General features: G+C 68.3%; 17 protein-coding genes. 6 read left to right on the forward strand and 11 right to left on the reverse strand.

Going from position 1 to position 15,066, the window contains the following annotated elements; translation table 11 throughout:
• Position 1: 1 nt before the first annotated feature.
• Positions 2-1,123, reverse strand: coding sequence for a hypothetical protein (locus ACI2KI_RS10345; protein ID WP_312064828.1), 1,122 nt, complete (start codon positions 1,121-1,123; stop codon positions 2-4).
• A 101-nt stretch (positions 1,124-1,224) separates the two neighbouring features.
• Positions 1,225-3,384 carry a TonB-dependent receptor domain-containing protein gene (locus ACI2KI_RS10350; RefSeq protein ID WP_404619801.1) on the reverse strand — a complete coding sequence of 720 codons (2,160 nt, stop codon included), beginning with the start codon at positions 3,382-3,384 and terminating at the stop codon, positions 1,225-1,227.
• Positions 3,385-3,533: 149 nt separating this feature from the next.
• Between ACI2KI_RS10350 and ACI2KI_RS10355 the strand changes: the two genes are divergently transcribed.
• Positions 3,534-3,737, forward strand: a complete 204-nt coding sequence (locus ACI2KI_RS10355) for a twin transmembrane helix small protein (RefSeq protein WP_292085444.1) — start codon at positions 3,534-3,536, stop codon at positions 3,735-3,737.
• 20 nt (positions 3,738-3,757) lie between these two features.
• On the forward strand, positions 3,758-4,330 hold the full coding sequence (locus ACI2KI_RS10360; RefSeq protein WP_404619803.1) for a cob(I)yrinic acid a,c-diamide adenosyltransferase: 573 nt from the start codon (positions 3,758-3,760) through the stop codon (positions 4,328-4,330).
• Positions 4,331-4,349: 19 nt separating this feature from the next.
• Here the strand turns inward: ACI2KI_RS10360 and ACI2KI_RS10365 are convergent, their stop codons facing one another.
• Together ACI2KI_RS10365 and ACI2KI_RS10370 are read right to left on the reverse strand one after the other, a co-directional pair.
• Positions 4,350-5,144, reverse strand: coding sequence for an SDR family oxidoreductase (locus ACI2KI_RS10365; protein WP_404619805.1), 795 nt, complete (start codon positions 5,142-5,144; stop codon positions 4,350-4,352).
• Positions 5,141-5,434: a 4a-hydroxytetrahydrobiopterin dehydratase gene (locus ACI2KI_RS10370; protein ID WP_404619807.1), complete on the reverse strand. Its 294-nt coding sequence runs from the start codon at positions 5,432-5,434 to the stop codon at positions 5,141-5,143. The genes ACI2KI_RS10365 and ACI2KI_RS10370 overlap by 4 nt, the downstream gene beginning before the upstream one ends.
• A gap of 177 nt (positions 5,435-5,611) precedes the next feature.
• Here ACI2KI_RS10370 and ACI2KI_RS10375 point away from each other — a divergent pair, with 177 nt between their 5' ends.
• From ACI2KI_RS10375 to ACI2KI_RS10385, 3 genes are read left to right on the forward strand one after another with little or no spacing between them, the layout of a single operon-like run.
• The gene (locus tag ACI2KI_RS10375) at positions 5,612-6,394 is read left to right on the forward strand and encodes a class I SAM-dependent methyltransferase (protein ID WP_404619809.1); all 783 of its coding nucleotides are present in this window, start codon (positions 5,612-5,614) and stop codon (positions 6,392-6,394) included.
• Complete coding sequence (gene ubiB / locus ACI2KI_RS10380) at positions 6,382-7,965, forward strand: 2-polyprenylphenol 6-hydroxylase (protein WP_404619811.1); 1,584 nt, start codon at positions 6,382-6,384, stop codon at positions 7,963-7,965. Before ACI2KI_RS10375 ends, ubiB begins: the two co-directional genes overlap by 13 nt.
• A 23-nt stretch (positions 7,966-7,988) precedes the next feature.
• A complete protein-coding gene (locus ACI2KI_RS10385; protein ID WP_404619813.1) occupies positions 7,989-8,444 on the forward strand; it encodes a hypothetical protein in 456 nt (151 codons plus the stop codon).
• Between the two features lie 14 nt (positions 8,445-8,458).
• On the opposite strand, the gene arfB is transcribed toward ACI2KI_RS10385, so the two are convergent.
• From arfB to ACI2KI_RS10420, 7 genes are all read right to left on the reverse strand, one after another.
• The gene (arfB, locus tag ACI2KI_RS10390) at positions 8,459-8,860 is read right to left on the reverse strand and encodes an alternative ribosome rescue aminoacyl-tRNA hydrolase ArfB (protein ID WP_404619815.1); all 402 of its coding nucleotides are present in this window, start codon (positions 8,858-8,860) and stop codon (positions 8,459-8,461) included.
• Positions 8,857-9,315, reverse strand: a complete 459-nt coding sequence (locus tag ACI2KI_RS10395; RefSeq protein ID WP_404619817.1) for a YaiI/YqxD family protein — start codon at positions 9,313-9,315, stop codon at positions 8,857-8,859. Before ACI2KI_RS10395 ends, arfB begins: the two co-directional genes overlap by 4 nt.
• Positions 9,316-9,399: 84 nt before the next feature.
• Positions 9,400-10,743 carry an amidohydrolase family protein gene (locus ACI2KI_RS10400; RefSeq protein WP_404619819.1) on the reverse strand — a complete coding sequence of 448 codons (1,344 nt, stop codon included), beginning with the start codon at positions 10,741-10,743 and terminating at the stop codon, positions 9,400-9,402.
• Between the two features lie 3 nt (positions 10,744-10,746).
• Complete coding sequence (locus ACI2KI_RS10405) at positions 10,747-12,237, reverse strand: amidohydrolase (protein WP_404619821.1); 1,491 nt, start codon at positions 12,235-12,237, stop codon at positions 10,747-10,749.
• Between the two features lie 87 nt (positions 12,238-12,324).
• Complete coding sequence (locus ACI2KI_RS10410) at positions 12,325-12,606, reverse strand: DUF167 family protein (protein WP_404619823.1); 282 nt, start codon at positions 12,604-12,606, stop codon at positions 12,325-12,327.
• Between the two features lie 251 nt (positions 12,607-12,857).
• Positions 12,858-13,787, reverse strand: coding sequence for an electron transfer flavoprotein subunit alpha/FixB family protein (locus tag ACI2KI_RS10415; protein WP_404619825.1), 930 nt, complete (start codon positions 13,785-13,787; stop codon positions 12,858-12,860).
• Positions 13,787-14,551, reverse strand: coding sequence for an electron transfer flavoprotein subunit beta/FixA family protein (locus ACI2KI_RS10420; RefSeq protein ID WP_404616751.1), 765 nt, complete (start codon positions 14,549-14,551; stop codon positions 13,787-13,789). The genes ACI2KI_RS10415 and ACI2KI_RS10420 overlap by 1 nt, the downstream gene beginning before the upstream one ends.
• Before the next feature lie 124 nt (positions 14,552-14,675).
• On the opposite strand from ACI2KI_RS10420, the gene ACI2KI_RS10425 reads away from it, so the two are divergent.
• A complete protein-coding gene (locus tag ACI2KI_RS10425) occupies positions 14,676-15,017 on the forward strand; it encodes a hypothetical protein (protein ID WP_312064850.1) in 342 nt (113 codons plus the stop codon).
• Positions 15,018-15,066 lie beyond the last annotated feature (49 nt).

Here is a 15,066-nt window from a genome sequence, read left to right on the forward strand (position 1 = left end):
TTCAGGCCGCGTCGCGCGGGTCGTAGGCCTCGATCTCGCGGCCCATCAGGCCGGTCTCGAAATCCATGAAGATGTCGATCAGTTCGTCGACCCCGACCGGCGGCGCCTTGGGCCCGAAGCGGAAGCGCCAGAAGCTGACGATGTGCTGCACGGCCCCCAGCTGATCACCCAGCCGCGCGAACAGGGTCGGGGCCTCCAGCAGGAAGTCGCGGAAGGCGATGGGATTGCCCTCGCGCGTCAGCCCCGCATAGGCGTCGTCGTAATAGCGCAGGGTCCGGCTGACCTCTTCGCAGGTCTTCATGATGCGGCCGCGCAGGACGGCGCGGCCGCGGTCGATGTATTCCTTGGCGGCGCGGTCGCTGGGGCCGACGGGCTTCACCGTCCCCACGTCGTCGGCGACGTTGACGATGTCCGCCATCAGGCTGGCGAGGGTCCACTTGTAGTAGAGGAAACCCTTCCAGCAGAAGACGCCCTCCTGATACTGCTCGGGCTCCAGCCGAAGCGTGGCGCGAAGGGCCTCCAGCCGGTCGCCGGGCGCGTTGGACAGGATCTTGGTGGCCATGCGGGCCGTCGATCCGACCGCCGCCACCCCGCCACCCATGCTGAGGGTGACCAGGGGTTCGATCTCGGCCTGGACGAAGGTCAGCATCTTCTCAAGGTCGGCTTCGCTGAGCGCGAAGTAGCAGGGGGCCGCGTCCACCTCGCCGCGACGCAGTTGCTCGCGCAGCAGGAAGGGGTCCAGCGACGGCAGCTGATCCATCAGCCGCAGGGTCTTCAGGTCCGGGTGATCGGCGGCGATGCCGAACGCCTCCTGCATGGCCCGCTCGAAGCCGATCTGGTTGACGAAGACGAAACGGCCTCCGGTCTTCAGGTCGGTGCTGTCGATGGGCACCACCACCTTGGTCGCCACCTGGCGGCGTCCGGGGAAGGAGTCCGTCTCGTTGCGCCGCAGCCGGTGCTTGATGATCAGCGAGGTGTTCAGCGCCGGGGTGCGGAACATGGGGCGCTCGGCCCAGTCGTCGGTCTCGCCGTGCTCGTCAAAGACCTTGAGCAGGTTCAGCACGCGCGCCGTGGAGGCGGTGCGGCGCAGGTGTTCCAGATTGCGGACGGCGCGATCAGTCATGGCGGCGACACTGCCCGGCAAAGATGACTAACGGCTTAGCTGCAAAGAAAGAGGGCCGCCTCGGAGGAGACGGCCCTGTCAGTTTGGGGAGGAAACCGAAATCAGAAGGTCGTCGTCACCGACACCCATAGGCGGCGCGGCTCCTGGTTGTTGGCGTATTCCGGCGCATAGGCGACGGGCGTGCCGTAGGGCTTCAGGCTGACGAAGTCCTTGTTGAACAGGTTGTAGATGGTGGCGTTGATCGTGACGCGCTCGGTCACGTCGTACGATCCGCCCAGGTGGAACAGTTCATAGGCCTTGTAGTCGCCCCAGGCGTCGCGGGCGGCGCCCAGACCGCGGAAGCGTTCCGAGCGATACTCGCCGCGCAGCCACAGGTTCATCTTGTCCGTGGCGTTCCAGCGCAGGCTGGCGTTGACCATGTGCTCGGGGGTGTCGGTCAGGGGCTGACCCTTGGCCGCGCCCGACTTCTGCTCGCTGTCGGTGTAGGTGTAGTTGCCCGACAGGGTCCAGTCGGGGGCGAAGCGCCAGCGTGCCGCCGTCTCGACGCCGCGCGTCACGGCCTCGTCGACGTTCACCTGCTGGCCGAAGGTGGCGTAGTTGGCCCAGAAGCCGACGTCGGTGCAGCCGGTCTTGTTGTAGGTCCCGGCGTCGTACTGGGCCTTGGTCAGGCCGAAGGTGCAGTTCACGACCGGCGTGCCGGCGGCGATCTTGTCCTGGAACTCGTTGTTGAAGACGGTGACGTTGGCGCGGAAGGTCGAACCGTTGTCATAGAAGACGGCGATCTCGCTGGAGGTCGAGGTCTCGGGCTTCAGGCCCGGCGAGCCCAGCAGGGGCAGGCGGCCTTGCGAGCCGAAGCCGTTGATGCCCTCGGCCAGTTGCTCCAGGCGCGGGGTCTTGAAGCCCTGGCTGACGCCGCCCTTGATGGTCCACTCCGGCGAGGCGTTCCACACCAGATAGGCGCGCGGGCTGAAGTGGGCGCCGAACTTGGAATGGTCGTCGTGACGTGCGCCGAGCGTCAGGGCCAGGCTGTCGGTGAAGCGCCACTCGTCCTCAGCGAACAGGGCCCACTGGGTGTGCTCGAACGTCGTCGGGGCCACGCCGTCGACCATCTCGGCGTCCCAGTACTGGCCGCCGACGGTAAAGGTGTGGTTGCGCCACTGCGAAAACAGCTTGGTGTCGAAGATGGTGTTTTCCGACACCAGGTCGCGCGCGCCGCCGGCGCCGGCCACCCCGTTGGGGATGATGCGGCCGATGGTTTCGGTCTTGCCGAACGACAGGTTGGATTCCAGCACGCCGAACGGCAGGCGCCAGTTATGGGCCAGGGCGTACTGGTCCCGGTTGAACTCCAGCGCATTTCCGTAGCCGCCGGCGGTGGTGTTGGTGCCCATCTGGCCCTTGGCGTTGTCGTACCACTGGCGCGAGACGTCCACGTCCAGCCACAGGTCGTGATCGGCGTGCGGCGTCAGGGTCAGGCGGCCGCCCAGGGTCCAGATCTCGCTCTCAGTCGAGCTGCGGCCAAAGCCGGTGACGGGGGTCTCGACGCCGCCGACGTTCTCGAACTTCAGGTTCGACTGCTCGCGCGTCAGGTAGGAGCCGCGCACCGCCAGACCCATCAGGTCCTTCACCAGCGGGCCGTTGGCGTAGAAGTCGCCGCCCCAGATGTCGCCGAAATCGTCGTCGCCTTGCAGCGTATAGTTGGCCGAGGCCGAACCGCCCCAGACGTCGCCGACCTTGCGGGTGATGATGTTGACCACGCCGCCCATGGCGTCAGACCCATAGAGGGTCGAGACCGGGCCGCGCACGACCTCGATGCGCTCGATGGCCGAGACCGGCGGCATGAAGCTGGACGAGGTTTCGCCGAAGCCGTTCGGGGTCACGCTGCCGGCCGTGTTCTGACGGCGGCCGTCGATCAGGATCAGGGTGTAGTCCGAACCCATGCCGCGGATGTTGATGGTCTGGCCGCCGGTCTTGCCGACGGCGGCGCCGACATCGACACCTTCGATATTGGTCAGGATCTCGGCGATCGAGGCGGCGCGCATCTCCTCGATCTCCTGGCGCGGCACCACGCTGATCGAAGCCGGGGCCTGGGTGATGCGTTGTTCGAAGCCCGAGGCGGTGACGACGACGTCGGCGACGGTGGTGGTCGCCTGGCGCTGTTGCTCGGTCAGTTCCTCAGCCGTGGCGGCCTGACCCGTGGCGAGAACGGCCAGGGCGGATGCGGCCATAAGGGTCGAGCGGCGAGAAACGGCGAAGAAAGACATGAACAGCCCCGGTTGATTTGCGAGCGCTTCTCAACATCAAGGGCGGCGGCGTGGCAACGGGGGTGTGCGAATAGGTCGCAATCGCGTCGGGGCGGGATGCGACCGCCGGGACGCTGGCGCGCGGCGTGCAGCGGGCCTAGAAGGCGGAGATGGAAATCTTCGACATCCTGATCCTGATCGCCATTGCGGCGGTGACCATCACCCTCGGTTTCGGGGTCTACAGTCTGTATCGCGGCGGCGACTTCGCCCGATCGCACTCCAACAAGCTGATGCGGCTCCGCATCGTCCTGCAGGCGGTGGCGGTGCTGTTGCTGATGGGCGGGATGTGGTGGAAGGCCACGCACGGCGGCTGATTATTCGAGGGGACTGACCGATGGTCACGCTGAACAAGATCTACACCCGCACCGGCGACGCTGGGCAGACCCGCCTGGCGTCAGGTGCGCCCGTGTCCAAGACCGACCTGCGGGTCGAGGCCTATGGGTCGGTCGACGAACTGAACGCCGTCATCGGCGTGGCTCGTCTGAACAGCGGCCAGAACGACCGGATCGACGCCATGCTGGGCCGCATCCAGAACGAGCTGTTCGATCTCGGCGCCGATCTGGCCACGCCGCTGGAGCCGGCCCCGAAATGGGAGGCGCTGCGCATCATCGCTTCGCAGGTCGAGCGGATCGAGACCGAGATCGACTGGATGAACGAGAGCCTGAAGCCGCTGGACAGCTTCATCCTGTCGGGCGGTTCGCCCCTGTCGGCGCATCTGCATCTGGCGCGCACCGTCTGCCGCCGGGCCGAGCGCGACGCCATCCGCCTCATGGAATCTGGCGAGCAGGTGAACCCGGACGCGGTCCGCTATCTGAACCGGCTGTCGGATCACCTGTTCGTCGCCGCCCGCCGGGCGAACGCCAACGGCGCCGCCGACATCCTGTGGAAGCCCGGCGCGACGCGCTGAGGCGGGCAGGATAGGGGCCTTACTGCGCCGTCAGGCCCCCGTCGATCTTGAACTCGGCGCCCGTCACGAACTTGGACTCGTTCGAGGCCAGGTAGAGGACGCAGTAGGCCACGTCGTCCGGTTCGCCGATGCGCTTGAGCGGAATGCCGCGCGCCAGCTTTTCGTGCGCCGTTGTCTCGTCGCCGCCGGCCATGGCGACGAAGGGATCGAGGATCGGCGTCTTGATGAAGACCGGGTGGACCGAGTTGGCGCGTACGTTCCAGCCCGCCTTGGCCGCCTCCAGCGCCACCGTCTTGGTGTAGAGCCAGACCGCCGCCTTGGTGGCGTTGTAGGCCCCCATGCCCGGCGCCGCCGCCAGCCCCGCGATCGAGGAGATGTTGACGATCGAGCCCGCGCCAGAGGCCCGCAGATGCGGCATGGCGTGCTTGCAGCCCAGCATGACCGACTCGATGTTGACCGCCTGAACCAGCCGCCAGTTGTCCAGCGTGTCCTGCTCGGCCCAGGCCAGATGGCCGCCGATGCCGGCGTTGTTCACCAGGATGGACAGGCCGCCCATGTCCTCGGCGGCGGCGGCGGCCACCCGAACCCAGTCGTCCTCGCGCGTCACGTCGTGCTCATAGGCGAAGGCGGAGCCGGGGGTTTCGGCGTTGATGCTGTCGGCCAGGGCTCTGGCCCCGTTCAGGTCGCGGTCGGAGACGGCGACCATGGCGCCCTCGCGCACGAGCATCCGCGCCATGGCCTGACCCAGGCCGCCCGCCGCCCCGGTGATCAGGGCGGCCTTGCCGGCGACGCGCCCAAGACGAGGGGCGCTCACTCGACCAAGCCTTTGACGGCCTCGTCGATGAAGCGAGCCATGGCGACATCGCGCTCGGTCACCCCGCCCGCGTCATGGGTGGTCAGCAGCACCTCGACCCGGTTGTAGACGTTCGACCATTCGGGGTGGTGGTCCGCCTTGTCCGCCAGCAGGGCGACGCGGGTCATGAAGCCGAAGGCGGCGTTGAAATCCTTGAAGCGCAGGCTGCGGGCGATGGCCGGGCGCGGGTCGTCTGCGCGGCGCCAGTCGGGCAGGCCCTGAAGCACGGCGTTGACGTCGAGGGCGGTCATGGGCGTCTCCTTGATTTTGTTCAGGCGTATCGTGCCCCCGCAAGGGCGACAAGCCGTGACGCCGCGTCAACACAGACGCTCTCCTCCCCCGCTTGCGGGGGAGGATCGAATCTCACCCTGTCATCTGCGACGCTTCCCCGGATGACGCCGACCGCGCGAGGCGTTACACCCGCATCCATGACCCAGGCCGATCCCTCCCCCTCCTCCGGCAAGACCTCCTCCTTCGGCTTCCGCGACGTGGATGCGAAGGAAAAGGTCCAGATGGTGCGCGGCGTCTTTAACTCCGTCGCCTCCAACTACGACCTGATGAACGACCTGATGAGCGCGGGCGTGCACCGCCTGTGGAAGGACGCCACGGCGGCCAAGCTGAACGCCCGTCCCGGCGAGCTCATCCTCGACATGGCCGGCGGCACCGGCGACATGGCGCGGCGCTATTCCAAGATGGCGCGCGCGGCCCAGGAACGACGCGGCGGCGAGGACGCCACCGTTATCGTCATGGACTACAACGCCGAGATGATCCTGAACGGCGTGGCCAAGGGCGGCGAGCCCGAGATGGCCTGGGGCGTCGGCGACGCCATGAACCTGCCCTTCCCCGACGCTTGCCTGGACGCCTATTCGATCAGCTTCGGCATCCGCAACGTGTCCGACGTGGCGGGCGCCCTGAAGGAAGCGCGCCGCGCGCTGAAGCCCGGCGGCCGCTTCATCTGCCTGGAGTTCTCGCACCCCACGACCGGCGCGCTGAGGAAGGCCTATGACGCCTGGTCCTTCCGCGCCATTCCGCGCATCGGCGAGTGGGTCGCCAAGGACCGCGACAGCTATCAGTATCTGGTCGAGAGCATCCGTCGCTTCCCGGATCAGGCTACCTTCAAGCGGATGATTGAGGACGCCGGTTTCAGCCGCGTCAGCGTCACCAACCTGTCGGGCGGCATCGCCGCCATCCACCACGGGTGGGCGATCTGAGCCGGCTGTCCGTCAAGACCCCGCCCGCCGCGCCGACGCCGGAGCCCGTCCGCGACCCGCTGGGCGCCGCCTTCCGCCTGATCGGCTGGGGCTGGGTGCTGGCGCGTCACGACGCGCTGATTCCGCGCGAGGTCAATCCGCTGCTGCCCGCCTGGACCCGCCCGTTCGCGCAACTGGTGCAGATGACGGCCAGCCGCAAGCATCGCGCCGGTCGCCCCGGTCAGCGCGTGGGGCAAGCCTTCGAGCACCTCGGCCCCGTGGCTGTCAAGCTGGGTCAGGTTCTGGCCACGCGCGCCGACATCTTCGGCATCCAGTTCGCTCAGGATCTGGGTCGACTGAAGGACAAGCTGCCGCCCTTCCCCCTGGAGGAGGCGCGCGCCGAGATCGAGCGCTCGCTGGGCCGCACCGTAGAGAGCCTGTTCATCGACCTGGGCCAGCCGGTCGCCGCCGCCTCTCTGGCCCAGGCGCATCCGGCCTACCTGGCGGACGGTCGCAAGGTGGCGGTCAAGGTGCTGCGTCCCGGAGTCGAGCGCCGCGTGGCGCGCGGGCTGGATTCCATGCGTCTGGGCGCCAAGCTGGTGCAGAAGTTCGTCGAGCCCGCCCGGCGGCTGGAGCCCCAGGCCTTTGTCGAGATCATCGCCCGCGCCCTGTCGCTGGAGCTGGATATGCGGCTGGAGGCCGCCGCCGCCTCGGAACTGGCCGAGGTCATGGCCAAGGACGACTTCATGAGCGCGCCCGCCGTCGTCTGGGACGGGGTGGGCAAGCGGGTGCTGACGCTGGCGTGGGCCGACGGCCTGCCGATGACCGACCCGGCGCTGGAAAGCCTGCCCGGTCTCGACAAGGACGCCCTGGCCGACAAGGTGGTGCGCGGCTTCCTGGTCCAGGCGCTGGACCACGGCGTCTTCCACGCCGACCTGCACGAAGGCAATCTGTTCGCCGACGCTCCGGCCCAGGTCACGGCCATCGACTTCGGCATCGTCGGGCGGCTGGGCCCGGCCGAGCGGCGCTACCTGGCCGAAATCCTGTGGGGCTTCATCAGCCGCGACTACGACCGCATCAGCCGCGTCCATTTCGAAGCCGGCTACGTGCCGCCGCACCATTCGGTCGACACCTTCGCCCAGGCCCTGCGCGCGGTCGGCGAGCCGGTCATCGGCCGTCAGGCCAGCCAGGTGTCGATGGGCCGACTTCTGGGCCAGCTGTTCGAGATCACCGCCCTGTTCGACATGCATATGCGGCCCGAACTGGTGCTGCTGCAAAAGACCATGGTCTCGGTCGAAGGCGTCGCCCGTCGTCTCAACCCTGACCACGACCTGTGGGAGGCGGCCAAGCCGGTGGTCGAGCGCTGGATCAAGCGCGAACTGGGTCCGCAGGCCCAGATCAAGGAGACCATCGAGGAGGCTCTCGCCACGCTGAAGGCTCTGTCGCATCTGGCGCAGAACCCACCGCAATCTCAGACGTTAGTGATCGAGAAGGCCGGAACCCGGCCCTGGGTGGTCGCCGCCGTCACCGTCGCCGTCTGTGCCTCGGTCGCCGCCCTGGTCCTGACGCTCTGGCCGATGATCGTCGCCTGACGTTTCTTCGGAGCCTGCCGCCTATGAAGACCCGGATCTTCGCAGCCGCCGTGATGGGCGCGAGCCTGCTGGCCCTGCCTGTGACGGCGCAGACGGCGGCGGCCACGCTCCCCAACAGCTTTGGCGAACCCGACGCCGTGCAGGCGCCGCCGCCGCCGGCCCCGGCCTCCGGCGAGGCGCCCGACATCGCCCGCACGCAAGGCGCGCTTCGCGCTGTGATCGCCTCGCTGCAATCCGACGAGATCGACTATTCGGTGTTCAGCCCCAGTCTGGCCGAGCAGATCCGCAGCCGGGCCGCCGAATTCGCCCCGCGCGTGCGGCAACTCGGGGCCGTGCAGGTCATGGAGTATCGCGGCCAGCAAGACGGGGCCGAACTGTTCCGCGTGGTGTTCGAGAAGCAGGCCACCGATTGGGTTATCGCGTTCGACAACGAGGACCGGATCAACGCCCTGCTGTATCGCCCGGCGCGCGGCGACTGACGCGGATCTGAGCCTCAGTCCAGCGACGGCTTGCCGCGTCCGCTCTTGATGCTTGAGCGGGTGGACTTGGCCTGCAATCGCCGTTCCTTGGACGCCCGCGTCGGTCGGGTCGGCACGCGATAGACCGGCTTGATCGAGGCCTCGGCCACCATCTCGTCCAGGCGGGCGATGGCGTCGGCCTTGTTGCGCTCCTGGGTGCGGAAGCGGACGGCGGTGATCAGGATGACGCCGTCCATCGTCAGACGACTGCCCGCCAGCTTCATCAGCCGCGCCTTGACCGGCTCGGTCAGGCTGGGCGAGTTCCTGACATCGAACCGCATCTGGACGGCGGTCGACACCTTGTTGACGTTCTGGCCTCCGGGGCCGCCTGCGCGGAAGAAGCGGAACTCCAGCTCGTCCTCGGGAATACGGCTCAAGGCGCAGCCTTCCGTGCACGGACGACCGCCGTATCAAGGGCTTGCAGGAAGCGCGAGCGGTCGGCGTTGGAGAAGGGCGGTGGGCCGCTGGTGGCCACGCCGATGGAGCGCAGATGTTCGCCCACCATGCGTCCGGCCAGGGCCGAGCCGATGGAGTCGGGGGTGAAGGGCTGCCCGTTGGACTTCAGCGCCTGGGCCCTGGATTTCAGGCAGCGGTCGGCCAGGGGAATGTCGGCGGTGACGACAATGTCGCCCGTGGTTGCGCGCTCGGCGATCCAGTCGTCGGCTACGTCAGGCCCGGCGTCGACCACCACCTGCTCGATCAGCGGTTCGCGCGGGACATTGATCCAGGCGTTCGACACCACGAAGACCTTGAGCCCGTAGCGGCGGGCCACGCGATAGACCTCTTCCTTTACGGGACAGGCATCGGCGTCGATGTAGAGGGTGGTGGGCATGGGCCCCTTCTATCCGGCCTGAGCCGCATACGAAAAGGGCGCCGGTCCTGCGACCGACGCCCTCAACCTCATAAGGCTCGCGCCCTACTGCGGGTAAGCCACCGGCATGGCCCCTTCGCCGCCGGTGCGATAGCGGTCGCGCAGCAGCAGGTTGCGGGCCTGCAGCGGCTGCTCCACGCCGTCGATGAAGACGGCCGAGGGCTGGCTCAGCGGCTCCAGCGGATCGCCCGACCAGACCACGACGTCGCCGGCCGCGCCCGGCTTCAGCTCGCCGAACTGGCCGTCGAAGCCGAAGATGCGGGCCGGATTGACCGTGATCGCCTGGATGGCGGCCGCGAAGGGCAGGCCGTGCGAGACGGCGTTGCCGGCGTTGTAGCGGATGTCGCGGGCGCGATGGGTTGAGCCCTCATTGCCCTTGATGGCGATGACCACGCCCGCCGCATTCAGCGCCGCCGCGTTCTGCATCCGCGCCGCCCGCATCTCGAAATTGCCGGGCAGGTTGGTGATCGGATGCAGCAGGACCGGGACCTTGGCGGCCGCGATCTCGTCGGCGACCAGCCAGCCTTCGGCGGCCCCGTCGAGGATGACCTTGACGCCCTCCTCGCGGGCCAGACGCAGGACCTGCTGGATGTCCGAGGCGCGGTTGACGCTGACGATCAGCGGCATGGAGCCGTTGGCCACCGGGATCAGGGCCTCCAGGTCCGCGCGCGACAGCGACAGGTCGCGCAGGGCGGCGCGGTCATAGGCGGCCTTGTTGCGGGCGTAGAGGCGGACCTCGGCCAGGGTCTCCTTGAACAGGACGAACTCGGCCCCGCGCGCGCCGCCGGCGACGCCCTTGCCGGCCTCGCCGAAGGGCGCGACCATGGCCACGCGCGGCTTCACCAGAATATCGGCGCCGCCCAGCTTGATGACCGCCGCCTGGCCCGCGAACAGGCCCGGCGACTGATAGCCGCCGTGACCGGCCCCGGCGAAGTCGCTGTCGTCATGGCTGTGGCCGCCGCCCGAACCGGCGTGCTGGGGCGTGACCACGGCGCGAGTGACGCCGCCGAGGCGGGCGACCGGCAGGGTGAAGGACCAAGGGTCCAGACCATAGGACAGGTCGAAGGCCGCGCTCAGGGTGTTGGCGTTGTTCGACAGGTCGTTGGAGCCGCGCACCGAGCCGACTTCCGAACCTCCGAGGCCGGAGTCCACGGCGACGAAGCCGGGGGTCACGATCTTGCCGCGCGCGTCGATGGCGCGCATGCCGGCCGGGGCCGCGCCGGTCCCGACGGAAACGACCCGGCCGTTGCGCACGACGACCGTGCCGTTCTCGATCACCGAGGTGCCGGTCAGGACCCGGCCGCCGGTGATGGCGACGTCCTGGGCCGCTGCGGGACCGGCGAGAGCGAGGGCTGCGACAGCGCCCGCCAGAAGGGTTTGGATGCGCATGGTTCAGCGAGCTCCCTGGGCGACGCCGGCGGCGGACTGGCCGAAGCCGGGCTGACCCAGTTCGAAATCGGATACGGGCTGGAAGGCGGGGTTGGACCGGTCAAAGGTCAGACCGCCGTCGATGAAGACCTGATCGGCGCGGGCGTAGACCGAGAAGGGATCGGCGCTCCAGATCACCACGTCGGCGCGCTTGCCGGGCTCCAGCGATCCGGTCTCCTTGTCGATGCCGATGGACCTGGCGGCGTTCAGGGTGATCCAGCTGATGGCGTGCTCTTCCGAGATGTTCATCCCGGCGCGACGACCGGCCGACAGGGCGGCGGCGGCTTCCTGATTGAGGCGCTGGGTCAGTTCGGCGTCGTCGGAGTGGATGACGGCGCAGGAGCCCTCGGGCGCGTCGGTCAGGGCGGCGTTCTCCTCGATGCCGTCCAGGGCCTCCATCTTGAAGCCCCACCAGCCGGTCCACATGGCGGCGCAGACGCCTTCACGGGCCAGCATCGGCGCAATCTTGTAGGCCTCGACCGCGTGGTGGAAGGTGGTGACCTTGTAGCCGAACTCCTTGGCCACATCGAGCATGACCGCCATCTCGTCGGCGCGGTAGCAGTGGTTCTGGACCAGGATCGAGCCGTCCAGCACGCCGGCCAGGGTTTCCAGCTGCAGGTTGCGGGTGGGGGGCGTGCCTTGACCGGTCTCGCGCCACTTGTCCCACTTCTCCTTGTAGTCCCGAGCCGAGATGAAGGCGGCGCGATAGCCGGCGACATTGCCCATGCCGGTGGCCGGCGACTGGTTGCGGCCGCCATAGACGCGCGACGGATTCTCGCCGCAGGCCATCTTCAGGCCATAGGGAGCGTTCGGGAACTTCATGCCCTGCATGGTCACCGACGGCACGTTGCGCACCGTCACGCCGCGCCCGCCGAACAGGTTGGCCGAACCGGGCAGGATCTGGAGCGTGGTCACGCCGCCCGCGCGGGCGGTGTTGAAGCCGGGGTCCTGCGGCCAGATCGAATGCTCGGCCCAGACCTGGGCCGTATTCGGATTGGTGGCCTCGTTGCCGTCGCTCATGCCCATGACGCCGGGCGAGGGATAGACGCCGAGGTGGCTGTGGATGTCGATGACGCCCGGCGTGACGTAGCGGCCGCGCGCGTCGACCACCTTGTGGCCCGCCGGAACCGGCGTGCTCGCCCCGCCGACGGCGGCGATGCGGCCGTCGGTGACGATGACCACGCCGCCTTCGATCTTCTGACCCGTGCCGGTCAGGACCGTGGCGCCGACCAGGGCCAGGTTCTCGCGCGGCAGGCCGCGATAGGTCGAGGGATAGGGGTCCGTGTTGGCCCAGCCGTCCAGGCCGGGGGCCATGGTGCGGTCTCTGGGCGCGGCCGAGGCCGTCTCGGTCTTCGGCTTGGCGTCGCCGGTCGTGGCGCAGGCCGACAGGGCCAGGGCGCCGAGCGCGCAGGTGAGGACAGCGAGGCTTGGGCCCCGCAGACGGTTAAGCAACATGGGCGAGACCCCCTCGCGCCCGCATGCGGCGGGCTGACAACGGGACGGCATACAAAGGGGGTTCAGCGTCGCCGTAAAGGGGAATTGTCAGGAGCCGGACAAGCGGTCGCGGACCTCGGCCTCGTCCAGCCCCTCGATCTCGATCATCTTGAGCCGCGACTGGCCGCCGCGCGCCAGGGTCACGTCGCGCTTGGGCACGCCCAGGGCCTTGGCCAGAAAGGCGGTCAGGGCGGCGTTGGCCTCGCCCTCGACCGGCTGGGCGCGGACGCGGACCTTCAGCACCGGGCGCCCGTCGGGGTCCACGTCCCAGCCGTCGATACAGTCGGCGGCGGCGCGGGGCGTCAGCTTGATGGCGAGGCGGGCGGTCATGAGAGGTGTTTGGCCCATTCGAGCCCTGCGGCCAACTCCCTGACGTCATCCCGGACGAAGGCTCGCCTGCGAGCCGAAGATCCGGGACCCAGGCGGTGGAACCTTGACTGGAGATGTCGCGTCTGGAGCCGGCGCCTGGGTCCCGGATCGGCCTGACGGCCGTCCGGGATGACGGCAGGAATGGAACGCCAATTAAAAACGCGCCGGACGGTTTCCCATCCGGCGCGCTTCAGGTTCAGCGTGCGAACCGATCAGCCCAGGGCGGCCATCAGTTCCGGCACGGCGGTCTTGTAGTCGGCGACCAGGCCGTAGTCGGCGATCTGGAAGATCGGGGCGTCGGCGTCCTTGTTGATGGCGACGATGACCTTGGAGTCCTTCATCCCGGCCAGGTGCTGGATGGCGCCGGAGATGCCGATGGCGATGTAGAGGGCCGGGGCCACGACCTTGCCGGTCTGGCCGACCTGATAGTCGTTGGGGGCGTAGCCCGCGTCGACCGCCGCGCGCGAGGCGCCGATGGCGGCGCCCAGCTTGTCGGCCAGGGGCTCCATGACGGCGTGGAACTCTTCGGCCGAGCCGAGAGCGCGACCGCCCGAGACGATGATCTTGGCGGCGCCCAGTTCGGGACGGTCCGACTTGACCATTTCCTCGGAGACGAAGGCGGTCTTGGGCGCTTCACCGGCGGCGACGGCCTCGACCGAGGCCGAGCCGCCTTCACCAGCGGCGGCGAAGGCCGTGGGGCGCACGGTGATGACCTTCTTGGCGTCGGCCGACTGCACGGTTTCCAGGGCGTTGCCGGCGTAGATCGGACGCACGAAGGTATCGGCCGAGACGACCTCGACGATGTCCGAGATCGGCGCGACGTCCAGCTTGGCGGCCAGACGCGGGGCGAAGTTCTTGCCGTCCGTGGTGGCGGGCGACAGGACGGCGTCGTAGTTGGCGGCCAGCGGCAGGACGGTGGCCTCGACGGCCTCGGCCAGGCCGTGAGCGACGGCGTCGCCCTCGGCCAGCAGGACCTTGCGCACGCCCGAGATCTTGGCGGCGGCGTCGGCCACGGCTTGAGCGCCTTGGCCCAGGACCAGAACATCCACGTCCGACGACAGGGCCAGGGCCGCCGTCACGGTCTTGTGGGTGGTGTCGCGAACGGCCGAGCCGTCGTGGTCGGCGATGACGAGAACGGCCATTACAGAACCCCTGCGTCTTTGAGCTTGGAAACCAGTTCGGCCGCGTCGGCGACCTTGACGCCCGCCGAACGCTTCGGCGGCTCCGTCACCTTCAGGACCTTCAGGCGATCCGCGACATCGACGCCGTAGTCGGCGACCGCCTTGACCGCGATCTCCTTCTTCTTGGCCTTCATGATGTTGGGCAGGCTGGCGTAGCGGGGGGTGTTCAGGCGCAGGTCCACGGTGACCACGGCCGGCAGGGTCGCCGCCACGGTCTGCAGACCGCCGTCGACTTCACGCGTCACGGTCGCCTTGCCGCCGTCAATGACCAGCTTGCCGGCGAAGGTGGCTTGCGGCCAGTCCAGCAGGGCGGCCAGCATCTGACCCACGGCGTTGTTGTCGCCGTCGATGGACTGCTTGCCCATCAGGACCAGATCGGGCTTCTCTTCATCGACCACCGCCTTCAGCAGCTTGGCGACAGCCAGCGGCTCCAGGTCGGCGTCCGACTGGATCAGGACGCCGCGATCGGCGCCCATGGCCAGGGCCGTGCGCAGGGTTTCCTGGGCCTGGGTCACGCCGATGGAGACGACGACGATTTCCGTCGCCGTGCCGGCGGCATGGTGTTCCTTGCCTTCCTTCAGACGCACGGCCTCTTCGACGGCGATCTCGTCGAAGGGGTTCATGCTCATCTTGACGTTGGCCAGATCGACGCCGGTCTGGTCCGCCTTGACGCGGGCCTTGACGTTATAGTCGATCACCCGTTTCACCGGGACGAGTACCTTCATGAGCCTATCCACTTGGTCATCGAAATATGGCCCGAGGGATTGGACCGGGGAAACCGGCCTGTCAACGTAACGCTACGTGAACTGCGGTCGTGTCGCGGACGCATTTTTGATCTATGAGACCTGCATGAAACGCTTCCTGACCAATAGCCGCCTGAACATCCTGTTTTTCAGCCTGTTCGCCGTCATGGTGGCCGGGGTCTTCGTCTTCCAGCACTTCTGGATGGAGCCGGGCGAGCGCTGCGAAGCCCAGGGCAAGTGGTACGACATGGAAAGCCGCATCTGCGCCCAGCCCATCTCGATCGCCGAGATCACCGGCCGCCCCATCGGCGTCAGCCGCGCCGAGGCCTCGGCCGAGAAGAACAGGGAGCTGGTCGAGATCGAGGATCAGCTGAACGCCCAGAAGCGCGCCCGCGACGCCGCGACCGAAGCCGAGCGCGCCCGCGTCGCCGCCCTGCAACAGCGGTAACCCCTCTTCCCCGAGGGCGGGGAGGGATAGGTCAAAGAAAAACGCCCCG

The sequence above is a fragment of the Brevundimonas sp. NPDC046655 genome (assembly GCF_044901625.1).
Taxonomy (GTDB): Bacteria; Pseudomonadota; Alphaproteobacteria; order Caulobacterales; family Caulobacteraceae; genus Brevundimonas.